This is a genomic window from Dietzia sp. CW19, assembly GCF_014145265.1.
In the GTDB taxonomy this organism is placed as follows: Bacteria; Actinomycetota; Actinomycetes; order Mycobacteriales; family Mycobacteriaceae; genus Dietzia; species Dietzia natronolimnaea.
The window spans coordinates 1-22821 of the sequence record NZ_JAALEE010000059.1 but is presented as its reverse complement, the minus strand read 5'-3'; the positions used below and the strand labels follow the sequence as shown (position 1 = coordinate 22821).

The 22821-nt window shown below is 70.2% G+C and carries 19 protein-coding genes and 1 pseudogene; 9 read left to right on the top strand and 11 right to left on the bottom strand.

All coding sequences use genetic code 11. The features are described from left to right. The 8 genes and pseudogenes from G6021_RS02225 to G6021_RS02190 all read right to left on the bottom strand — a co-directional run. A pseudogene (locus G6021_RS02225) lies at window positions 1–1371 on the bottom strand (hypothetical protein); the annotation flags it as partial. Window positions 1372–1702: 331 nt separating this feature from the next. Further along, a complete protein-coding gene (gene ndk / locus G6021_RS02220; RefSeq protein ID WP_107748168.1) occupies window positions 1703–2113 on the bottom strand; it encodes a nucleoside-diphosphate kinase in 411 nt (136 codons plus the stop codon). Between the two features lie 30 nt (window positions 2114–2143). Continuing rightward, window positions 2144–2509 (bottom strand): DUF4233 domain-containing protein, encoded by a 366-nt coding sequence (locus G6021_RS02215; RefSeq protein WP_107748440.1) that lies wholly within the window; start codon window positions 2507–2509, stop codon window positions 2144–2146. 77 nt (window positions 2510–2586) lie between these two features. Then, complete coding sequence (locus G6021_RS02210; protein WP_187700336.1) at window positions 2587–4179, bottom strand: folylpolyglutamate synthase/dihydrofolate synthase family protein; 1593 nt, start codon at window positions 4177–4179, stop codon at window positions 2587–2589. Further along, a complete protein-coding gene (locus tag G6021_RS02205; protein WP_182640576.1) occupies window positions 4179–6887 on the bottom strand; it encodes a valine--tRNA ligase in 2709 nt (902 codons plus the stop codon). The genes G6021_RS02210 and G6021_RS02205 overlap by 1 nt, the downstream gene beginning before the upstream one ends. 63 nt (window positions 6888–6950) lie before the next feature. Continuing rightward, the gene (locus G6021_RS02200) at window positions 6951–7943 is read right to left on the bottom strand and encodes a malate dehydrogenase (RefSeq protein ID WP_107748166.1); all 993 of its coding nucleotides are present in this window, start codon (window positions 7941–7943) and stop codon (window positions 6951–6953) included. 130 nt (window positions 7944–8073) lie between these two features. Further along, complete coding sequence (locus G6021_RS02195) at window positions 8074–8703, bottom strand: 3-oxoacid CoA-transferase subunit B (RefSeq protein ID WP_107748165.1); 630 nt, start codon at window positions 8701–8703, stop codon at window positions 8074–8076. Next, window positions 8700–9473, bottom strand: coding sequence for a CoA transferase subunit A (locus G6021_RS02190; RefSeq protein WP_107748164.1), 774 nt, complete (start codon window positions 9471–9473; stop codon window positions 8700–8702). The genes G6021_RS02195 and G6021_RS02190 overlap by 4 nt, the downstream gene beginning before the upstream one ends. 129 nt (window positions 9474–9602) lie before the next feature. On the opposite strand from G6021_RS02190, the gene pcaD reads away from it, so the two are divergent. The 3 genes from pcaD to G6021_RS02175 all read left to right on the top strand — a co-directional run bounded on the left by pcaD (window position 9603) and on the right by G6021_RS02175 (window position 12554). Next, entirely contained in the window at window positions 9603–10385 is a 783-nt protein-coding gene (gene pcaD, locus G6021_RS02185; RefSeq protein WP_182640575.1) for a 3-oxoadipate enol-lactonase, read from the top strand. Between the two features lie 14 nt (window positions 10386–10399). Further along, window positions 10400–11278: an IclR family transcriptional regulator C-terminal domain-containing protein gene (locus G6021_RS02180; protein ID WP_182640578.1), complete on the top strand. Its 879-nt coding sequence runs from the start codon at window positions 10400–10402 to the stop codon at window positions 11276–11278. Window positions 11279–11342: 64 nt separating this feature from the next. Then, entirely contained in the window at window positions 11343–12554 is a 1212-nt protein-coding gene (locus G6021_RS02175) for an acetyl-CoA C-acetyltransferase (protein WP_182640574.1), read from the top strand. Window positions 12555–12684: 130 nt separating this feature from the next. On the opposite strand, the gene catC is transcribed toward G6021_RS02175, so the two are convergent. From catC to catA, 3 genes are all read right to left on the bottom strand, one after another. Next, the gene (gene catC / locus G6021_RS02170) at window positions 12685–12969 is read right to left on the bottom strand and encodes a muconolactone Delta-isomerase (protein WP_107748160.1); all 285 of its coding nucleotides are present in this window, start codon (window positions 12967–12969) and stop codon (window positions 12685–12687) included. 95 nt (window positions 12970–13064) lie between these two features. Then, window positions 13065–14186, bottom strand: coding sequence for a muconate/chloromuconate family cycloisomerase (locus tag G6021_RS02165; RefSeq protein ID WP_107748159.1), 1122 nt, complete (start codon window positions 14184–14186; stop codon window positions 13065–13067). 112 nt (window positions 14187–14298) lie between these two features. Continuing rightward, a complete protein-coding gene (catA, locus tag G6021_RS02160; protein ID WP_182640573.1) occupies window positions 14299–15180 on the bottom strand; it encodes a catechol 1,2-dioxygenase in 882 nt (293 codons plus the stop codon). A gap of 347 nt (window positions 15181–15527) precedes the next feature. Between catA and benA the strand changes: the two genes are divergently transcribed. The 6 genes from benA to G6021_RS02130 form a co-directional block, all read left to right on the top strand. After that, window positions 15528–16955 carry a benzoate 1,2-dioxygenase large subunit gene (gene benA, locus G6021_RS02155; protein ID WP_182640572.1) on the top strand — a complete coding sequence of 476 codons (1428 nt, stop codon included), beginning with the start codon at window positions 15528–15530 and terminating at the stop codon, window positions 16953–16955. A 109-nt stretch (window positions 16956–17064) separates the two neighbouring features. After that, window positions 17065–17559, top strand: a complete 495-nt coding sequence (gene benB, locus G6021_RS02150) for a benzoate 1,2-dioxygenase small subunit (RefSeq protein ID WP_107748438.1) — start codon at window positions 17065–17067, stop codon at window positions 17557–17559. A 94-nt stretch (window positions 17560–17653) separates the two neighbouring features. Continuing rightward, window positions 17654–19747, top strand: a complete 2094-nt coding sequence (benC, locus tag G6021_RS02145; protein ID WP_182640571.1) for a benzoate 1,2-dioxygenase electron transfer component BenC — start codon at window positions 17654–17656, stop codon at window positions 19745–19747. Continuing rightward, window positions 19744–20577, top strand: coding sequence for a 1,6-dihydroxycyclohexa-2,4-diene-1-carboxylate dehydrogenase (locus G6021_RS02140; RefSeq protein WP_182640570.1), 834 nt, complete (start codon window positions 19744–19746; stop codon window positions 20575–20577). Before benC ends, G6021_RS02140 begins: the two co-directional genes overlap by 4 nt. A 140-nt stretch (window positions 20578–20717) precedes the next feature. Continuing rightward, window positions 20718–22154: an aromatic acid/H+ symport family MFS transporter gene (locus G6021_RS02135; protein ID WP_347238899.1), complete on the top strand. Its 1437-nt coding sequence runs from the start codon at window positions 20718–20720 to the stop codon at window positions 22152–22154. A 4-nt stretch (window positions 22155–22158) separates the two neighbouring features. Next, a partial coding sequence (locus G6021_RS02130; RefSeq protein WP_182640569.1) for an AAA family ATPase occupies window positions 22159–22821 on the top strand: 663 nt, incomplete at its 3' end.

The following is a 22821-nucleotide window of genomic DNA, read 5'->3' as shown; positions in this document are numbered from 1 at the left end:
GCGACGGCGCGGCTCGCGCTGCTCCTGGACCTCGGTGTCGGGAGAGTCGTCGCCGGAGGCCTGGGTGTCGTCGTTGCCCGAACCCCCACCACGACGACGACGACGGCGACGCCGACGCGACCCGGACGGTGACCCGTCGGAGTCGTCGGAGTCGTCCTCGGAGGACTCGTCCCCCGACTCGGACCGCCCGTCGGCCGTGTCCGCCGAGCCGGAGTCGTCACGACGGTCAGCGCCGCCGGAGCCGCCGGAACGCTGGTCCCGGCGGTCGCCGGAGGTGTCGTCGCGGGCGTCATCGGAGTCGTCCGTCGACGCGTCGTTCTCGTCGTCCTCGCCGTTCTGGTCGTCGAAGTTCTCGCCCCGACCACGCCCGCGGCCGCGACGGCCACGCCGGCGGCGACGGCTACCACCCTCACCGTTGTCGTTCTGGTCGTCGTTGGTGTCGGTGGACTCCGAGGCGTCGGCGATCTTGGAGGCGTCGGTGGTCTCCGGGGCCCCGGCGGTGCCGGAGATGTCAGCCGTCCCGGGGGTGTCGGAGTCGCCCCGGGTTCCCGTCTCGTCCGTGGTCCCGGCGTTCGGCTGGTCCGGCCGGGTTTGCCCGGTCCGGGTTTGTCCGGCGCGCGACGTCTCGGACCCACCGGACTTCGTGCGCGCGGGGCGCTCCCGCTCGGCCTTGGCGGCGGCCTCGTCGGGAGAGAGGAACAGCGGGGAGAACGAGGGCGTCGCGGTGGACCGGCGGCGGTTGCCCGGCTCCGCGGTGCCCACCTCACCGGTCACGATCGACATCTCCGGCAGGGGTCGACGGACCGGAGCCTGCGACGTGGACTTCTTTCCGGTCGTGGGCTCCGCGGTGGGACCGTCCGCGGCGGCGGGTGCCGTCTTCTCCGCCGCGGCCTTGCGCGCCTTCCTGGCGGGGGCCTTCTTCGCTGGGGCCTCCTCGGCTGACGACTCGCGGGAGAGCTCCTCCGCCGAGGTCTCGCGGGAGGGCTTCTCGGCTGCAGCCTTCTTCGCCGGAGCCTTCTCGGCCGCGGCCTTCTTGGCGACGGCCTTCTTCGCGGCGGCCTTCTTGGCGGGGGCCTTCTCGGCGGGGGCGTTCTCTGCCGAGGACGTGCGGGAGGGCTTCTCCACCGGTGCGTCGTCCACGGCGGGAGCAGCCTCCGACGCGGGGGCGCCGCCCTCCCCACGGCTGGCGAACCAGGTGAGCAGCACCTCGCGCGTCACGCCGGACTGGGCGCTCCTGACCTCCACGCCGATTCCGGCCATGGCGGCCAGGAACTCCTTGCTGGTCATCCCCACGGCCTTGGCGGCCGCGTGCGCGCGCATCTTCTCCGGAAGCGCATTGAGATCGTCGATGGTCAGGTTCGAATCCGACACGTGTCTCCTCTGGCCGGACTCCGGGCGCGATCACGTCACCGGAAGGACTCCGGTGACCCACGCCGCCGCACGGGGTCGGCATTTCTATCTGGGCCCCACCTCGGGTGGGGCTATGTCTTGTGGTCCGCGACTCCGGTGTGATCCGGCCCGCGGATGGCGGGCGCCCGATCCGGGGCGAACTGGAGGTCCGCTCGCCAAGAATGTGGGCTTCCGACATTCTCCCACATACGCCGACGATCCGTCGCCGCGCGGGCTCGGTGAGAGAGAAACGCGCCCGCCGGTCCGGGGACCGACGGGCGCGTTCAGCGCTATCGCTGCTGATCGACTCGGATCAGAGTCCGGGGAACCACAAGGCGATCTCGCGTGCCGCGGACTCCTCGGAATCCGACCCGTGCACCAGGTTGAACTGGGTCTCCAGTCCGAAGTCGCCCCGGATCGAGCCCGGGGCGGCCTTCTCCACCGGGTCGGTTCCGCCGGCCAACTGGCGCCATGCGGCGATCGCGCGCGGCCCCTCGACGACACCGGCCACGACCGGCCCGGAGGTGATGAACTCGAGCAGGTCACCGTAGAACGGACGCTCGGCGTGCTCGGCGTAGTGCTCGGCCGCGGTCTCCCGCGGCACCCGGCGCATGTCCATGGCCACGAGCGTGAGGCCCTTGGCCTCGATACGCGCCAGAATGGTCCCGGTCAGGCCTCGCTGGACGCCGTCGGGCTTGATGAGGAAAAAGGTTCTCTCGGTCACGGCCGCAATGCTACAAGTACCCGGCAATAGTCAGTCGTGCTGACTGGGTAGGTAGCCGCCCGCCATCCGCTTGGACAGGTCCCGCCGCAGATACAGGATGTACGCCCACACCGCCGCGAACATCAGGCCGCAGACGCCCATCGACCAGTGCACGGCCCAGCCCGCCACGGCCAACCCGGCGAGGGTGAGGTTCAGGGGGATCGCCCAGGGGCGTCGCTGCAGACCACTGGCCACGACCATCGCCACGGCGAGCAGGCTGACGAACCACACCTTCCAGGGCTGGAAGTGCTCCCCGTCGTCGACCCGGGCGATCACCGTGAGGACCAACCCGATGACGATGGCCTCCAGGATCAGTGTTCCGGCCATGATCCCCCGCAGGCCCTTCCACGGATCCACCGAGGGTTCGTGCGCGGTGGCCCCGGGGTCGGCGGAACCGGTGACGGCTGATCTGGCTTCGGCTGAGCCGGGGTCGGTCACTGTGCGTCCTTTCCGAACAGGCTGCGGGCAGCCCCGGCGGTCACCACGGATCCCGTGACGAGCACGCCGACGCCGGACACGTCGTCGTCGGCGGTCGGGTCTGGGACACCCACAAGGTCCAGCGCGGCACTGATCGCGTCGGGGAGGGTCTCCACCACGTGGACCCGCTGTGAGGTGAACCGGTCCTCGGCGATGCGCGCGAGGTCGTCGAGCGCCATCGCGCGCGGCGACCCGGCCCTGGTGATGACGACCTCGTCGACCACCGGCTCGATCGCCGCGAGGAAGGCGTCGGCGTCCTTGCCGTCGAGCATGGCCACCACCGCGACGAGCCTCTTGAAGTCGAACTCGGAGGTGACCGCCTCGGCAAGAGCTCGACCGCCGTGGCCGTTGTGCGCTGCGTCCACCAGGACCGTCGGGCTCGAGCTGAGTCGCTCGAGCCGGCCGGGGTTGTCCACGGCGGCGAATCCGGCGCGGATGAGTTCGGGGTCCAGCGACCGTTCGGGACCCGCGCCGAAGAACGCCTCGACGGCGGCCAACGCGGTGGCGGCGTTCTCGGCCTGGTGTTCACCGAACAGCGGCAGGAACACCTCCGGGTACTCGCCCCCGAGTCCACGAAGGGTGAGCTGCTGACCGCCCACCGCGAGGCGGCGCTCGACCACGTCGAACTCCGAGCCGAGCCGGGCCACCACCGCGCCCACCTCGACCGCGCGACGCACCAGTACCTCCATCGCCTCGGGCTCCTGGCGACCGATCACGGCGATCGGGTCCCGCGGCAACAGTTCGTCCTCTGCTCCCGGCTGGATGATCCCCGCCTTCTCCCCCGCGATCGTCGCCAGGTCGTCGCCCAGGTAGTCGGTGTGGTCCAGGCCGATGGGGGTGACGACGGCGACGGCCGGCCGCACCACGTTGGTGGCGTCCCAGGTCCCGCCCATGCCGGTCTCCACCACGGCCACGTCCACGGGGGCGTCGGCGAAGGCCGCGAAGGCCATCGCGGTGATCACCTCGAAGTAGCTCATGCGCGGTCCGCCAGCGGACTCCGAGCGCTGGTCGACCAGTTCCAGGTACGGCTGCAGTTCGCGGTAGGTGTCCACGAACAGACGCGCGGTTACCGGCTCGCCGTCGAGGGCGATGCGCTCGGTGACTGTCTGGAGGTGCGGGCTCGTGTTGCGCCCGGTGCGCTGGTGCAGCGCCCGGAGGAGCGCGTCGACCATCCGGGTGACCGAGGTCTTGCCGTTGGTCCCCGCCACGTGGACGACCGGGTAGGCGTGCTGCGGGTCCCCGAGGACGGAGGTGAGCTCCGCGATCCGGTCGAGGCTCGGTTCGAGGCGGGTCTCCGGCCACCGGGTGGCCAGTTCCTCCTCGACCACCGCGAGCTCTGCGGTGTCGGCCTGCCACTCGGGGCTGCCGACCTCCGGGATCGGGCGCGGCTCCTGGTGGTCGTCACCGTCCTCGTCCCCGGGCAGTGGCCCCCCGAGGGAGACCCCGGAGACCAGGCCCTCCTCACCGAGCATCTCGGCGACGTCTTCCTCCGTCGGAGTGTCCCAGCCCTCGTTCGGGTCATGTGGCTCGAGCCACCGATGGCCCGCCATCAGGCGTTGCTCCCGGCCGGGAGGCCCTCGAGTCGCGCGGAGATCCTGGCGACCTCGGCCTCGGCGAGATCCCGGCGCGCGCGGATCTTGTCCACCACGTGGTCGGGGGCCTTGCCCAGGAACGCCTCGTTGCCCAGCTTGGCCCCGGTGGTCTCCAGTTCCTTCCGAGCGGATGCCAGGTCCTTCTCCAGACGGCGCCGTTCGGCGGCCAGGTCGATGGTCCCGGAGGTGTCGATCTCGACCCCCACCGTGGACAACCCCAGCCGGACCTCCAGCGAGGCCGTGGCGGTGAAGTCGTCCTCGGCCCGTATGAACCGTGCGATCGAGGCCACCTGGTCGAGCAGGTCCGCGGGCAGGTCCGCCTGGTCGACCCCGGTGACGCGTGCGGGCACCCGCTGGCCCGGCTTGAGGCCCTGGTCGGAGCGGAAGCGGCGGATCTCGGTGACGAGGGTCTGGGCGTCGGCCACCCGGCGCACGGACTCTGCGGCACCCTCTGCCGGGACCACGTCGGAGGGCCAGTCGGCGATCACCACGGAGTCGCGTCCGGTCAGGGCCGTCCACAGCACCTCGGTGACGAACGGGATGACGGGGTGCAGCATCCGCAGCACCACGTCGAGGACGTGTCCCAGCACGAGTCGCGTGTGCTCGGCGCGCTCGGAGCTGCGCGCCTCGTCGTCGTTCCCGAACTGGACCTTGGCGAGCTCCAGGTACCAGTCGCACACCTCGTCCCACGCGAAGTGGTAGAGCGTCTCGCAGGCCTTGGAGAACTCGTAGCGGTCCAGTGCGTCGTCGACCGACAGTCGCACCTCGCCGAGCCGGTGGAGGATCCATCGGTCGGCGTCGGTGAGTGCGGACGCCTCGGGGAGCTCGCCCACCTTCGCGCCGTTCATGAGCGCGAAGCGCGTGGCGTTGAAGAGCTTGGTGGCGAAGTTGCGCGAGGCCTGGGCGGCGTCGTCGCCCACGGACAGGTCGCCGCCCGGGTTGGCGCCCCGGGCCAGGGTGAAGCGCAGGGCGTCGGCGCCGAATCGGTCCACCCAGTCCAGCGGGTCGATGCCGTTGCCCTTGGACTTGGACATCTTCTGACCGTGCTCGTCGCGGACGAGCCCGTGGAGGAACACATCCGTGAACGGGACGGGGCCCGGGGTGGCCTTGTCGCCGGTGAGGGTGCGGCCCACGAAGGTGCCGAACATCATCATCCGGGCCACCCAGAAGAACAGGATGTCGTAGCCGGTGACCAGCACGGACGTGGGGTAGAACCGCTCCAGGTCGGCGGTACGGTCGGGCCAGCCCATGGTCGAGAACGGCCACAGTCCGGAGGAGAACCACGTGTCGAGCACGTCCGTGTCCTGCGTGTACCCGGCGGGCGGCTGCTCGTCGACGCCCACGCAGACGACCTCGCCGTCGGGCCCGTACCAGATGGGGATGCGGTGGCCCCACCACAGCTGGCGGGAGATGCACCAGTCGTGCATGTCGTCGACCCAGTCGAACCAGCGCGGTTCCTGGCTCTTCGGGTGGATCACCGTGTCACCGTCGCGCACGGCATCGCCGGCCATCCGGGCCAACTCCTCGACCCTGACCCACCACTGCAGGGACAGCCGGGGCTCGATCGGCTCGCCGGAGCGCTCCGAGTGTCCGACGGAGTGCAGGTACGGGCGCACCTCCTTGACGATCCGGCCCTCGGCGGCGAGGTCCTCGCGGATCACCCTTCGCGCCTCGAACCGGTCCATCCCGTCGTAGCGTGTCCCCGTGTCGGCGATGCGGCCGGCCGCGTCCATGATCGTGGGCATCTCCAGCCCGTGGCGCTGGCCGATCGCGAAGTCGTTGGGGTCGTGCGCGGGCGTGACCTTGACGGCCCCCGTCCCGAACTCGGGGTCCACGTGGTCGTCCGCCACGACGCGCATGGTCCAGCCCTCGCGGAACGGGTGCTCGATCTCGGCGCCCACGAGGTGGGCGTACCGCGGGTCCTCCGGGTGCACGGCGATCGCCGTGTCGCCCAGCATCGTCTCGAGCCGGGTCGTGGCCACCACCAGGTGCGGCTGCGAGTCGTCCATGGACCCGTAGCGGAAGCTGACCAGCTCGCCCTCGACATCGGCGTACTTGACCTCGATGTCCGAGATCGCAGTCTGCAGGGTCGGCGACCAGTTGACCAGGCGCTCGGCCCGGTAGATCAGCCCCTGGTCGTAGAGCTCGGCGAAGATGGTCTGCACGGCGCGGGACAGGCCCTCGTCGAGCGTGAACCGCTCGCGTGACCAGTCCACACCGTCGCCGAGCCGGCGCATCTGCTCACCGATCGTCCCGCCGGACTCGCGCTTCCACTCCCAGACCTTCTCGATGAAGGCCTCGCGTCCGATCTCGTGCCGGTCGATCCCCTCGGCGACGAGCTTGCGGTCCACCAGAGTCTGGGTGGCGATTCCCGCGTGGTCCATACCCGGCAGCCACAGCACCTCGAACCCCTGCATGCGCTTGCGACGCGTGAGCACGTCCATGAGCGTGTGGTCGAGCGCGTGCCCCATGTGGAGGTTGCCGGTGACGTTGGGCGGCGGCAGGACCACCGAGTACGCCGGCTTGTCGCTGGAGGGGTCCGCCTCGAAGTAGCCGGCGTCGACCCAGCGCTGATACAGCTCGGACTCGACCTCGCCGGGGTTCCAGGAGGCGGGGAGGGAGTCCGCACGGTCGGTCTCGGGGCCGGGAGTCGCTGCAGTCGTCACCCGACCATCGTAGGCCGTCGGGCCCGCGACCCCACATACGCCGCCCGGGCCCCGCCCCCGGGGTCAGTCGGTCAGGCCGAGGGCGTGCACGGCGTCGCGTTCGGAGATCAACTCGGCCACCGAGGCGTCGATGCGGGCGCGCTGGAAGTCATCGATCCCCAGACCCTCCACGACCTCCCACTCGGCACCGCGGCTACGGCAGGGCAGTCCGGTGACCACTCCCGGGACGGTGCCGTACTGCCCCTCGGAGGGAAGCGCCACTGTGGTCCAGCTCTCCCCCGGGGTCCCGTGGACCCAGTCGCGCATCTGATCGACCGCCGCGCCGGCCGCCGACGCGGCGGAGGACGACCCGCGGACGGAGATGATCTCCGCTCCCCGGTTCGCGACCCGGGGGATGAAGGTCTCGGCCAGCCAGTCCCGCTCGAGGCCGGTGGTCACGGGCTCACCGGCGCGGGTGAGATAGGAGACGTCCGGGAACTGGGTGGCCGAGTGGTTGCCCCAGACCACCACTCCGTCGAGGTCGGCGACGGGGGCGCCCAGCCGGGTGGCGAGCTGGCTCAGCGCCCGGTTGTGGTCGAGCCGCATGAGGGCGGTGAACCGACCGGCCGGGACGTCGGGGGCGTGCTTGTGCGCGATGTAGGCGTTGGTGTTGGCGGGGTTGCCCACCACCACCACGCGGATGTCGTCCGCGGCGCCGGCGTTGATCGAGCGCCCCTGGTCGCGGAAGATGGCGCCGTTCGCGCTCAACAGGTCGGAGCGCTCCATGCCCTTGCCCCGCGGCATGGCCCCCACGAGGAACGCGGCGTTGGTGCCGTCGAACGCCGCGGTCGCGTCGTCGGTGATGTCGATCGAGTCGACCAGGGGAAGGGCGCAGTCCTCGATCTCCATCGCCACGCCCTCGGCGGCGGTGACCGCGGACGGGATGTCGAGCAGCCGCAGGCGGACCGGTGTGTCGGGGCCGTAGACCAGGCCGGACGCCAGGCGGAAGAGCAACGAGTAGGCGATCTTTCCGGCGGCGCCGGTAACGGTGACGGTGACCGGGGTGGAGGTGCTCATGCGTGGGGACCTTCCTCAGGCGACGACGGGGTCGGTCCCCACAGTAGTGAGAAACCGACCCCCGGTTGATCGCCTGAACCGTCGTACACCCGTTGTTCGCCCCGGGGCCAGTCGGCGGTGTGCGGTCCCGCTAGGTGTGGACCTCGGCGCCCGTCTTGGCGCGGATCTCCTCGATCGTGACGTCCGGGGCCGGTTCGACGAGCCGGAACCCCTCGGCGGTGATGTCGAGGACACACAGGTCGGTGACGACGCGCTGAACGCACCGGCGGCCGGTGTACGGCAGGGAGTTCTCGGCCATGAGCTTGATGTCCCCCTTGCGCGTGACGTGGTCCATCATCACGATCACCCGGCCGGCGCCGTGGACCAGGTCCATGGCACCGCCCATGCCCTTGACCATCGCTCCCGGGATCATCCAGTTGGACAGGTCCCCGGCCTGTGAGACCTGCATGGCGCCCAGCACCGCCACGTCGACCGTTCCGCCCCGGATCATGGCGAAGGACTCCGACGACGAGAAGTACGCCGCCCCGGCGGCTGCCGTGATGGTCTCCTTGCCGGCGTTGATCATCTCCGGGTCGAGCTGCTCGGGCGTCGGGTACGGGCCCACGCCGAGGATGCCGTTCTCCGAGTGCAGGGTCACCTCGACACCGCCGGGGACGACGTCGGGGATGAGGGTCGGCATCCCGATCCCCAGGTTGACGTACTGGCCGTCGACGAAGTCCGCGGCGATCCGGGCCGCCATCTGCTCGTGGGTCCAGCTCATGACCGGTCCTCCCCGTTCCTGCCGCTACTCAGCTTCTCGATCTCGACTCCGGTCTCCTGACGTCCCACCTCGACGAGGCGCTGGACGAAGATTCCGGGGAGGTGGACGTCGGCCGGGTCGATCCGTCCCGCCGGGACGATCTCCTCGGCCTGGACGATGGTGATGCGGCCGGCCATCGCGACGTCCGGGTTGAAGTTCCGTGCGGTGCCGCGGAACTGGAGGTTGCCCGCGGTGTCCGCACGGTGGGCGTGGACGAGGGCGAAATCGGTGACGATCGCGCGCTCGAGGACGTACTGCACTCCGTCGAACTCGCGCACCTCCTTGGGGTCGGACGCCACGGCCACTCCCCCGTCGCCGTCGTAGCGCAGTGGGAGTCCACCCTCGGCGACCATCGTCCCGACGCCGGCGGGTGTGTAGAAGGCGGGGATGCCCGCTCCGCCGGAGCGCATCCGCTCGGCGAGCGTGCCCTGCGGCGTCAACTCCACCTCCAGCTCGCCGCTCAGGTACTGCCTGGCGAACTCCTTGTTGGCCCCCACGTAGGAGGCCGTGGTGCGGGTGATGCGGCGGGCCTCGAGGAGCGTGCCGAGACCGAAGCCGTCCGTACCGCAGTTGTTGCTCACGGTGCTCAGGTCGGTGGCCCCCTGGTCGAGGAGTGCATCGATCAGGACGGCGGGGATGCCGACCAGACCGAACCCCCCGACGGCGAGCGAGGCGCCGTCCGGAATGTCCGCGACCGCTGCGGCGGCCGACGAGAAGATCTTGTTGGTCATGTCACACACCGTAGACTCTGTTCGCTTCTTGCACAACTGTTCGTTATGCGTACACTTGCGGCGTATCGTGGTGCACGTCACCCGGGCCCGACCGGACCCGGCCGCCTCCCCCAGGAAAGGAACCGCCCCATGCCCGCCACCCTGTCTCACCAGGTCAGCGGCCCGCAGTTAGCGGATGCCCCTGCCGTCGTACTCCTCGGATCACTCGGATCGAACCGGTCGATGTGGGACGCCCAGGTGCGCGAACTGGCCCGGGACCACACGGTCATCGCCGTCGACCACCGTGGACACGGGGGCTCCGACGTGGTTCCGGGGCCGTGCACGATCGCCGATCTCTGCGGCGACGTCCTCGCCCTGCTCGACGCCCTCGGCGTGGACCGCTTCCACGTGGTCGGGCTCTCCCTGGGAGGTGCGGTGGCCCAGTGGCTCGCGGTCCACGAGCCCACCCGGGTCCGGTCCACGGCCCTGCTGTGCACGGCCGCGAAGTTCGGCGAACCCTCGGGATGGGTCGACCGCGCGACCGCGGTCCGCGAGGGCGGCACCGGGGCCGTCGCCGACGCGGTGGTGGCGCGGTGGATCACCCGCGGTCGCGCCGAGGAGGATCCCGCCCTGGTGGCAGGTCTCCGCGAGATGATCCTGGCGACCAGCGCCGAGGGGTATGCCGCGGCCTGCGACGCCCTGTCCGGGTGGGACGGACGCGCCGACCTCGGCCGGATCACCTGTCCCACCCTCGTGGTGGCCGGAGACGAGGACCCCTCCACGCCGCCCGACGTGCTCCGCGAGCTCGCGGACGGTATCCCGGGGGCCGAGTTCGTGACCCTGTCGCCCGCAGCCCACGTTCCCACCGTGGAGATGCCCGAGCGCGTCTCCGAGGTCCTGCGCGCGCACCTGACCTCGGCCGGGCCCGCGTGACCGCGGAGGACCGCGTGCACGCCGCCGACGAGACCCGGTCCGGGCTCGGGTCAGGGTCCGAGCTCGGCTCCGGTTCCGGTTCCGGGTCCGAGTCAGGGGCAGGGTCCGGGTCCACACCCGAACGACCGGCGTCCCCGGACTTCGTCCAGTCCCTCGCGCGCGGCCTCGCCGTCATCACCGCGTTCGACGCCGACCACCCCCGACAGACCCTCAGTGAGGTCGCCCGGACCACCGGGCTCACCCGCGCGACCGCGCGCCGGTTCCTCCACACACTGGTCGAGCTCGGCTACGTGGACACCGCCGGGTCGGCGTTCTGGCTCACCCCCCGCGTGCTCGACCTCGGTTACAGCTACCTCTCGGCCATGCCACTGACCGATCTGGCCCAACCGCACCTCGAACGGCTCAGCGCCCAGCTCGACGAGTCGTCGTCGATCGCCGTCCTCGACGGTCACGACATCGTCTATGTGGGCCGTGTCCAGGTGCGTCGGATCATGAACATCGGGATCACCATCGGAACCCGCTTCCCGGCCTTCGCCACCTCGATGGGCAGGGTCCTGCTCGCAGCCCTGCCCCCGGAGGAGCTGGATGCCCACCTGGCGGCGACCGACCTACGCGTACTCACACCGCACGGGATCGGAGAGCCGGCCGGGCTGCGCGCCGAACTGGCGGCGGTCGCCGACCGCGGGTGGGCGCTGGTGGACCAGGAACTCGAACCGGGGCTGAGGTCCCTGGCCGCCCCGGTCCGCGACCGCCACGGGCGGGTCGTGGCCGCGCTTAACGTCTCCACACACGCCGCCCGGTATTCGATCGACCAGCTCCGGGACGAGCTCGTCCCGGTCGTGGTGGACGCGGCCCGGGCCCTGTCCGCGGACCTGGCGACCGTCAACCGTTGACCAGTTCCGACCGAGACCCCTCCCCTCACCACGCTCCCCACCCCAGCCACCACCAGGAGAACCCATGCGCGACGTCGTCATCTGCCAGCCCCTGCGTACCCCGGTCGGCCGCTTCGGCGGCGTGTTCCGCGATCTGGACGCGAACACCCTGGCGACCTCCCTGCTCACCGCGCTCGTCGAGCGCACCGGCCTGACCGGGGCGGACGTCGACGACGTGATCCTGGGCCAGGGCTCGCCCGGCGGCGAGGGTCCCGCCATCGGCCGGATCGCCGCCCTCGACTCCCCGCTCGGCATCGACGTGCCCGGGATGCAACTGGACAGGCGCTGTGGCTCCGGACTCCAGGCGGTGATCACCGGCGCGCTGCAGGTGGCCTCCGGCGGAGTGGACCTCGTGGTGGCCGGAGGCGTCGAATCGATGAGCCAGGTGGAGTTCTACGCCACGCCCTCTCCCCGCTGGGGCATCAAGGGCGACGGCGTCTCGCTGATCGACCGCCTCGGCCGCGCCCGCACCACGGTCGGTGGCCGCTCCCACGTGATCGACGGCGGGATGATCGAGACCGCCGAGAACCTCCGCCGCGAGTACGGCATCACCCGCGAGGAGCAGGACCGACTGGCCGTGCAGTCCCACCAGCGTGCGGTGGCCGCCCAGGAGTCCGGTGTGTTCGCCGAGGAGATCGTCCCCGTCGCCGTCCCGCAGCGCAGGGGCGGGGACCTCGTCGTGGACACCGACGAGCATCCCCGCGCCGACACCACGGTCGAGACACTCTCGGGCCTCCGGGCGATCATGGCCCGGACCGATCCCGAGGCCACCGTCACCGCCGGCAACGCCTCGGGCCAGAACGACGGCGCCGCGATGTGTGTGGTCACCACGGCGGACAAGGCCGCCTCGCTCGGGCTGACCCCGCTCGTGCGCCTGGCGTCCTGGGCCGTGGCCGGTGTCGCCCCGGAGACGATGGGGATCGGCCCGGTCCCCGCCACCGCCAAGGCGCTCGACCGGCTCGGGATGACGCTGGCGGACATCGACGTGATCGAGCTCAACGAGGCCTTCGCCGCCCAGGCGCTGGCCGTCATGCGGGAGTGGGACATCGACCCCGCCTCGCAGCGCCTCAACCCCCACGGCTCCGGAATCTCGCTGGGCCACCCCGTCGGCGCGACCGGCGCCCGGATGCTCGCCACCCTCTCGCACGAGATGGTGCGGCGCGACGCGCAGTGGGGTCTGGAGACGATGTGCATCGGCGGCGGCCAGGGCCTGGCCGCCGTCTTCGAGCGCGTCTGACCGGCTCCCCGGCATCGGCAAGAGCGTTCCGCACACATTGCTCGAGTGGAAGTGTGCGGAACGCTCTTGACGTTGATCGTAACGGTGAGGGGCCGGACGTTCATCGGTCCGAGCCCGGTCGGACGGAGCGTCAGTCGTCGACTCGCGAGGGGTGCCGCGTCAGCGCCATGACCTCGATGTCCATGTACGGGAACAGCGGCAGGCCCGAGAGCAGTTCGTGCAGCTCGTCGCCGGATTCGACGTCGAAGATGCTGATGTTGGAATACTGGCCGACGATGCGCCAGAGCTCCCGCCACGTGCCTGAACGCTGCAGCTCCTGACTGTAGGCCTTCTCGCGGGCGACGGTGTCCTCGCGCACCTGCGGATCGAGGTCACGGGGGATATTGACGTCCATGCGGACGTGGAACAGTGCCATCTCGGTAGTCTCCTCTACTTCTCAACGGTCAGTGGTTGGTAGGTCAGTGGTCAGCAGGTCAGCGGTCAGCAGGGCAGTGGGACAGCGGTCAGCGGTCAGCGGCGGGTGAACTTCTCCACCGCGTCGTGGTCGATCTCCACGCCCAGGCCCGGCCCTTCCGGGAGGTGAACCCGACCGGCCTCGTACCTGATCGGCGTGGTCACGTATGTCTCGGCCAACAGCAGCGGACCGAACAGCTCGGAGCCGTAGTTGAAGCCCGGCTCGGCGCACGCCAGGTGCAGTGACGCCATGGTCCCGATGGGCCCCTCCAGCGAGGTCGCGGCATGACAGGCGATGCCTGCCGAGCGCGAGATGGCCACCACCTCCTTGCTCCGGGTCAGGCCACCCAGCTTGGTGGTCTTGACGGCGATGACCCCCGCGGCGTCGCGGCGCACGACCTCGAGGGCGTCATGCGGGGACTGCACTGATTCGTCGGCCATGATCTGGACGGGCAGCGTGCGATTGAGCTCGGCGAGCACCTCGATCTGCTCCGTCGGGGTCGGCTGCTCGATCAGCTCGATCCCGGACGCGACCAGCGCGGGGAGGTGGACGTTGGCGGCGAACCGGTCCCACCGGGCGTTGATGTCCACCCGCAGGCCGGCGCGGCCGCCCAGGCGCTCGGCGAGCGCGGAGATGCGCGCGACGTCCTCGGCCGGTTCCAGTGCCCCCATCTTGAGCTTGAAGGTGCGGTGGCGGTCCGCGGCGAGGAGCTCATCGATCTCCTCGACCATCGCTTCGAGAGGCATGGCGCCCAGGGCCCACGTGCACTCGATGGAGTCGCGGACGGCGCCGCCGAGAAGGGACCGCACCGGCACCTCCAGAGTGCGCGCCCATGCGTCGAACATGGCGATCTCGAGTGCGGCCTTGGCGAAGCGACCGCGGGCCACCACTCCCTCCATCGCCTCGAGGACCGCCGGGACCTCGTCCACGCGCCGGCCCACGGCCACGGGGGCGAGGTACTTCTCCACCAGCACCTGCATGGTCTCGGCCGACTCCCCGCCCCACCAGGGGCCGCCCGGGGTCACGCCCTCGCCGTAGCCGACGACCCCGTCGGCCGTGGTCACCGACACCAGGAGGATGGACTGCTCGGTCGCGGTGGTGGTGGCGAACTTGTGGGGGCGGATGAGGGGGACGTCGAGGATGCGGGTCTCGACGGATCGGATGGTCATGTCGGTCATGTTCGGTCCTCGACTTGCTGTGAGCTGGGTGGGATCACCGGCGCCCCGGCCGCTCGTGGCGGCCGGGGCTGGGGCTGGGGCTGGGGACGATGACTCCGGTGATCGGATGTGGTCAGGCGACGTAACGGGCCTCGGAGAGCGGGTCGAGCACGAAGTCGTAGACGACCTCGTCAACGCCGTCCGCGCCCGGCTCGGGGGCCAGGATCAGCTCGGGCTTGACCGCGCCGGCGACGTCGTCCTCGACCCACTCGCCGCCCTGGAAGTACAGCTGAGTGGTGATGAGCCGCTTGCCCGGGGCCGTCACCTTGAGGTGCAGGTGCGCCGGACGCCACGGGTGGCCGTCGTAGCTGGCGATGAACTCGCCGGTCGGGCCGTCGTGCGGGATCTGGTAGGGCGCGGGCTGGATCGTGGTGATCTCGAAGCCACCCTCGACATCGGTGGAGAAGGTGCCGCGCAGGTTCCACTCCGGGATACCCAGGCCGTCGTCGAACTGCGAGTAGTAGCCGTCGGAATCGGCGTGCCAGAGCTCGACTGTCGCGCCCTCGATGCCGGCGCCGTCCAGGTCACGGACCTGACCCCTGAACACCAGGAGGGTGCCCTTCTCGTCCTCGCGCATCGGCATGGTGCCCTTGGCGCCGAGATTCGGGGCGTCCGGCACGTAGTACGGGCCCTCGATGGAGCCCTTGGTACCGGCGAAGATCCGACTGTTGGAGTCCTCGATGAAGTGCTCGAGGAAGACGTCGAGCCACAGCGGCCACTCGCCACCCTCGCCGACGTTGATGAGCCACTGCTTGAGGACGCGGTACTCGTCGTAGGTCACCTCGTGCTGGTAGATGACCTCGGACAGCTTGGTCAGCACGTCCTTGTAGATGGCGGCGGCGCGCTCCGGCGAGGTGTCGGAGCTGACCCGGTGGCCCTTGAACTTGTCGGTGGCGGCGCTGCCGGAGCCCGAGGCGGTGGGGACTGCGGTGGTGGGGACTGCGGTGGTGCTCATGACGCTCCCTGCGTGAGTGGGGGGACTGGATCGGGCCGGTGGACGATGTCCTGCTCAGGGATCTCCGTCGGCCGATGCCCTCACTGTGCCCCCGGCAAAGGTGTGTCGTCAATCACCCCCCTATACGTATGTAGTGGAAATCTTGTGCGTATCGCGCACCTCGCGGGCGCGTTCTCGCAGATAGACGTACGGATGAGAACAATCCGTTCGCGGTGCGAACAAGTAGCACCTAGGCACGACTAGGCAAACCCCTAGTGTGACTCGCCCCACACTCGGGCACCGTTGGGGTCATCACGGCAACAGGTCGCCCTCGAGGTGGCCCGCCCCGACCCCGCAAGGAGTACTCGATGTCCGATCGACTCGACCATCTGCAGCACACTCTCGACACCGCTCTCGAGGACCGTCCCGCCGAGGGCATCATCCGTGCGAACCGTCGCATCTTCACCGACGAGGAACTGTTCGAACTCGAGATGACGCACATCTTCGAGGGCAACTGGGTCTACCTGGCACACGAGAGCCAGATCCCGAACGTCGGCGACTACTTCACCACCGACATCGGCCGCCAGCCCATCATGATCACCCGCGGCAGGGACGGAGAACTGAACTGCCTGATCAACGCCTGCTCGCACCGCGGGGCGATGCTGTGCCGCCGCAAGACGGACAACCGCACCACGCTGACCTGCCCGTTCCACGGTTGGACGTTCTCCAACTCCGGTGAGCTGCTGAAGGTCAAGGATCCGCGGGACGCCGGCTATCCGGAGCAGTTCAATACCGGCGGTTCACATGACCTTCGCCGTGTGGCCCGGTTCGCCAACTACCGCGGGTTCCTCTTCGGCAGCCTGAACGAGGACGTGCTGCCGATCGAGGAGCACCTCGGGGACAGCCGGACCATCATCGACATGCTCGTCGACCAGTCCCCGGAGGGGCTGGAGGTACTGCGTGGGTCGTCGACCTACACCTTCGACGGCAACTGGAAACTCCAGGCCGAGAACGGCGCCGACGGCTACCACGTCTCGGCGACCCACTGGAACTACGCCGCCACCACCGCCCGCCGCGGCTCAGGCGAATCCAAGAACGAGACCAAGGCCATGGACGCCGGCACGTGGGGCAAGCAGGGAGGCGGCTACTGGTCGTTCGACCACGGCCACCTGCTGCTGTGGATGTGGTGGGGCAACCCCGAGGACCGTCCGCTGTGGGAACGCAGGGAGGAGTTGGCCGAGCAGATCGGTGAGAAGAAGGCGGAGTTCATGGTCGGGGCCTCCCGAAACCTGTGCCTCTACCCCAACGTCTACCTGATGGACCAGTTCTCCAGTCAGATCCGGCACTTCAAGCCGATCTCGGTGGACAAGACCGAGGTGACGATCTACTGCATCGCCCCCAAGGGCGAGAGCACCGACGCCCGCGCCGCCCGGATCCGCCAGTACGAGGACTTTTTCAACGCGACCGGCATGGCGACGCCGGACGATCTGGAGGAGTTCCGCTCCTGCCAGAAGACCTACCTGGCCGGTGCCGCTCCGTGGAACGACATGACCCGCGGTTCCACCCACCAGGTCAGCGGCCCCGACACCACCGCCCGAGGGCTGGGGATGGAGAACGTGCTCTCCTCCGGCGCCAAGACCGAGGACGAGGGTCTGTACCCGGTGCAGCACGGGTACTGGCTCGAGACCATGCGCCGTGCACTGGAGGCCGAAGAGCGCGCCGCCGCCGAGGCGGATGCCTCAGCCGCGGGGACGAACGGCGCGACGCCGAGCGCCACCGCGACCGCCGCCCTCTGATCCGACCCGCGCCCTCCGGCGCCTCATCACTCCCACGAAAGGACCGATGATGTCCGCACCCTCAGTGTCTCAACCCTCAGTGTCCGCACCCTCAGCGTCTGAACCGGCGGTGGCGTCGATCTCCGTCGAGGAGATCTCCGCCTTCCTCTTCCGCGAGGCCCGCCTGCTCGACGACCGGCAGTTCGAGGCATGGATCGAGTGCTATCGCGAGGACGCGATGTACTGGATGCCGGCCTGGGACGACGACGGCGAGCTCACCACGGACCCCTACTCCGAGATCTCGCTCATCTTCTACCCCAACCGGGCCGGCATCGAGGACCGGGTGTTCCGCATCCGTACCGACCGGTCGTCGTCCACCTCCCTGCCGGAACCCCGCACCGGCCACCTCATCAGCAACATCGAGGTGCTCGACCGGCGGCCCGGCGAGGTCGATGTCCGCTTCAACTGGCTCTCCTCGTATGTCCGCTACAAGGCCACCGACCAGTACTTCGGGACGTCTTTCTACACCCTCGACGTCACGGGTGAGACCCCGCTGATCACCTACAAGAAGGTCGTGCTCAAGAACGACTACATCCACCACATCGTGGACGTCTACATGGTGTGACCCTCGCAGCCACCACGCCGGCCCCACCGGGGCGTCGACGACCACCGGCCCGCTCAGAGCGGCCGATCATGCCAGCGACAAGAAGTGAGATCCCATGAGTTACCAGGTGGCCCTGGGCTTCGAGGACGGTGTGACGCGCTTCATCACATGTGGCCCGTCGGAAACCGTCGCCGACGCCTCGTACAAGGCCAGAATCAACATCCCCCTCGATTGCCGCGACGGAGCGTGCGGCACGTGTAAGTCACTGTGCGAGTCGGGAGACTACGACGGCGGCGACTACATCGACGACGCCCTCACCGACGCCGAGGCCGAGGCCGGCTACTGCCTGCCGTGCCAGATGGTCCCGCGCTCGGACCTGGTGGTCCAGATCCCCACCACCTCGGACGTGGCCAAGACAACCGCGGCCGCCCATCCCGCGACGGTGACGTCTGTCGAGAGACTGGCCGAGGGAGCGTTCGCGCTCACCGTGGAACTCGATGACCGCGGAGCGCTCGCGTTCCTGCCGGGCCAGTACGTGAACGTGTCCGTGCCCGGCACCGACCAGGTTCGCTCGTACTCGTTCTCGACGGGCCCGGACGCCGACCACCTGTCGTTCCTCATCAAGTACGCCGCCGGCGGCGCGATGTCCGAGTACCTGGCGCAGCGATGTGCGCCGGGCGACCGGCTCGACCTCACGGGCCCGATGGGGAGCTTCTTCCTGCGCGAGTCACCGCGGCCGCTGCTGCTGCTCGCGGGGGGCACCGGACTCGCACCCGTCCTGTCGATTCTGGAGAGCCTCGCCGTCGCCGGTTCCGGGGACAGGCCCGTGCACCTGGTCTACGGGACCTCACGTGACACCGATGTGGTGTACACCGATCTACTCGACCAGTACACGACACGGTTGCCGGGGATGACGTGGGACCTGGTCGTGTCCGACCCGGCCACGGCGTTCCCGAACACCGGATACGTCACCGGGTTGATCCGCCCCGAGCACCTCCACGGCGGGACGGCCGACATCTACCTGTGCGGCCCCCCGCCGATGGTGGAGTCCGTCCGGACCTTCCTGGACACCGAGGGCCTCGAGGTCACGCACTTCTACTACGAGAAGTTCACCCCGGCCACGGTGGTGGGGGACGGGGCAGCGGCTGCAGGCGCCGACGTCGCATCCACTACTCCCGTTGAGACGCCGGCAGTGGCCACCCCCGCCGAGGTCGCACCGGTCGCCGTCGACAACGCTGCTGCACACGCCGACCCTGAACCGGCCGAGATCACCACGGCCCCTGACGAGCTCGCCACAGCCGGGCCGGTCGCAACCGGTCCCGTCACGGCGGAGAGAGTCTCCGAGGCCGCCCCGGCGGTCGCGACCCGCGAGGCCGTCGTGATCCCCGCAGCACCGATCGCAGCACGGCCCGTCGGCTTCCGACCCCGGATTCCGGGCCTGTTCCGCGCTCCCGTCACCGGGTCGCGCGGATCCACCGACCCGCAGCCGGCAATCGCCGCCCGACCGGTCGGGTTCGAGTCCCGGGTCCCGGGCGTGTTCGGCCCCGGGTCCTCACCGGGACCGGCGGCCGAGGAGAAGACCTCCGCCATCGCGGCCCGGCCGGCGGGATACGTCCCTCGACCCGTGACACCGCAGCCCGTCCTCTCGACTTCCGTCCCGCGGACGACATCGACCGCCCTGTCGCTGTCCGGCGGCGAGCGGTCCGAGACCATCACGTCCTCGACCGGTGTGGTCAGCGGCGAGGTACATCCCGGGATCACCCACTCGGACGCCCAGTTCGATGCCCGGATGGCGCTCGAGCTCGGAGCAGTCGAGCTCACCATGGGCCGACTCGACGCCGCTCGCCTGGCGGAGTTCCGCATGCTGGCGGAGTCGGCCAACCAGTACATCCGGGGCGATCGCTTCCTCGACCCGGCGCGCTTCACCGCTGCGAACGCGCAGTTCCACGAGTACCTCTTCCGGTGCACGGGGAACGAGGCCCTTCTGCAGGCCTACCGGATCCTCGAGGTCACCCGGGTGATGAACAGTGTCCTCCCGGACGCCCGCTGGGTGTCGGAGGACATCGTGCCGGAGCACCTCGAGATCGTGACCGCGTTCGAGAACGGGGATCGCGACGCGGCGCGATACCTGATCAGGCGGCACACCGAACACGCCAAGGCGACCATGCGCGCCGCGCTCGCCGACAAGTCCGTCGGGGCGGCGTCATGAGCGCCCCGGTCGGTGACCACGACGCCGTCCCACCCGTCCTGTCCCCCGGGCGTTTCGACGGGCTGTCCGTCCTGGTCACCGGTGCGGTTCAGGGAATCGGTCGTGCGGTCGCCGACCGGGTCGTCCGGGAAGGCGGGGTCGTCACCGCCGTCGACCGTGCGGACGCGATCACCCGGGTCGCCGAGGAACTGACCGCTGAGTCGCCGGACGGCCACAGGGTGACCCCGGTGGTCGCCGACCTCGAGACGTTCGAGGGCGCACGATTCGCGGCGGACACCGCACTCGCCACTCACGGCCGGATCGACGTACTGATTAACAACGTCGGAGGCACGATCTGGGCCCGGCCCTACCACGAGTACTCGCCGGAACAGATCGAGAAGGAGGTGCGCCGTTCGCTGTTCCCCACGCTGTGGATGTGCCGGGCGGTCCTGCCGTCGATGGTCTCCGTCGAGGCCGGCACCATCGTCAACGTGTCCTCCGTGGCCACGCGCGGTGTCAACCGGGTCCCGTACGCGGCGTCCAAGGGCGGGGTGAACGGACTGACCACAGCGCTCGCGCTCGAGGCGGCTCCCCACGGGATCCGGGTGGTGGCCACCGCTCCAGGCGGAACTCTCGCCCCGGAGCGCCGAATCTCCCGCGGCGGTGACGCCCGCACCGACGAGGAGAAGCGCTGGTACCAGCAGATCGTGGACCAGACCGTCGACTCCACCGCGCTCGGTCGCTACGGCGACCTCCACGAACAGGCCGCCCCGATCTGCTTCCTGGCCTCCCCCGAGGCGTCCTACATCACCGGGTCGGTCCTCCCGGTCGCTGGCGGCGACCAGGGCTGACCGCCCGTCCCGGCTCCCGTCTACGCGCGCCGCACGTCACCTCACGCACCCTCTTCACGCCCCCGGCGCCACCCCGCGCCCCCTGGTGTCACACCGCTCCATCCCACCCATCCCATCCCATCCCTCACCGGAGGTCCACCGTGACCGAAAAGACCGCAACCACAGCCGACGTCTGGGAGTCCCCCGCGCATCGGCGAACCGTCTACGGAGTGCTGACCGTTGTCGCCCTGGCCATCCTCTTCGACGGCTACGACCTGGTGATCTACGGCGCGATCCTGCCCACGCTCATGGCGGACCCCGGTCAGATCGGCCCCCTCGGGGCCGCGCAGGCCGGCGCCCTGGGTTCGTACGCCCTCGTCGGAGTCATGATCGGAGCCCTGAGCGCGGGCGCCGTCGGAGACCGCATCGGCCGCCGGAAGATCATGCTCGGCTCGATCGCCTGGTTCTCGATCGGCATGGCCGCCACCGCCTTCGCACAGAACATCACGACGTTCGGGATCCTGCGCCTGCTCACCGGCCTCGGAATCGGCGCCATCGTCGCCACCGCCGGCGCGATCATCGCCGAGTTCGCCCCCGCCGGGCGGCGGAACCTGTTCAACGCCGTGGTCTACAGCGGCATCCCCGCCGGAGGCGTCCTCGCCTCCGCCCTGGCGATGCTCCTGCGCGACCACATCGGCTGGCGGGGACTGTTCCTCATCGGCGCACTGCCCATCATCATCGTCCTGCCCTACGCGTGGTACGCCCTGCCCGAGTCGCCTCGCTGGCTCTCCTCGCGCGGCCGCACCGACGAGGCCGTCGCCCTGTGCACCGCCCGCGGATTGCCGGTCCACGCCTTCATCGACGCACCGGCCGCGAGCACCGACGACCCCCGGACGGGCACCGCTGCGATCGCACCCACCGGGTTCGCCGGCCTGTTGACCCCGGCCTACCGACTCGGCACCCTCCTGCTCGGGTTCATGAGCTTCGCCGGACTCCTGCTCACCTACGGGCTCAACACCTGGCTACCGACGATCATGGAGACGTACGGCATCGACGCCAAGAGTTCCCTGGGCTTCCTGCTGGTCCTCAACGGCGGCGCCATCGTCGGCGGGCTGGCCGCGTCGCGCTTGGCCGACCGGCACGGCCCGCGGGTCATCGTGGCCTGCTCGTTCGTCCTCGCCACCCTGGCGCTGATCGCCGTGACCCTCTCCCCTCCGATCGCTCTGATGATCCTGCTCGTCGCCGCTGCCGGTATGGGCACCATCGGGACCCAGGTGCTCGTCTACGGCTTCGTCTCCAACTACTACGAGACCGGCTCCCGCGCCGCGGGTGTGGCCTGGTGTGCGGGTTTCGGGCGACTGGGCGGGATCCTCGGCCCGGTCATCGGTGGTCTCCTGGTCGCTGCGGGCCTCCAGGCGGAGACCTCGTTCCTCGTCTTTGCCGGAGTGGCCCTCGCCGGCGCCCTCATCACGCTCGCCGTGCCGCGCTCGCCGGGCCTGATCGCGCAGGTCCCGGATACCGTCCCGGGCTCCGGACACGACGGACGGACCGGGGGTTCGCTGGAACAGATCGAGACCCCAGCGACCGACCTACGCTGAGGTCATGACCACCATGCCCTCCCTGATCCCCCGCCACGGTCACCACCGCGCAGCGGAGCGACTCCGCGAGATCCATGGCGCGGTGGTGGACCGCGGGTCGTCGGTGGTCCTGGTGGCCGCCCCCTACGGTGGGGGCAAGAGCCACCTCGTCGACACCCTGCTCACCGGGACCACCGGTGTGACCACGGTTCTGACCAGGGCGTTGCCGTGGGAACACGACGTCCCGTGGGTGACCGCGGACCGTATCCTCCAGCGACTCCCGCGGGGAGCTGCGGGGTGTGACGAGGAGATTCCCGGCGACCTCCCGGTCGAGCGGACGGCGACCCAGGTCGTCGACGAGCTCGGCGCCGCTCTCGGGGGCGCGGGCGCCGGGACGGTCATCGTGATCGACGACGCCGACCACGCCGACCCCGACTCCCTCCGTGCTCTCGGGTCGGCCCTCGAGGCCTCCGTCGACGGTTCCGTCCTCCTGGTCCTCACCGCCGGGAACCCCTCGGAGGGACAGTCCGCGGACCTGTGTGCCACCCTCGCCCGCGAGACCCTGCACCTGGGTGCACTCGATCACTCCGAGATCCGGGCCCTGGCGGCGGCCCGCACGGGGCGGGAGCCGTCGGCCGCCGCGGCCCGCAGGATCCTGGACTACACCGGAGGCGCCGCCGACGCGGTG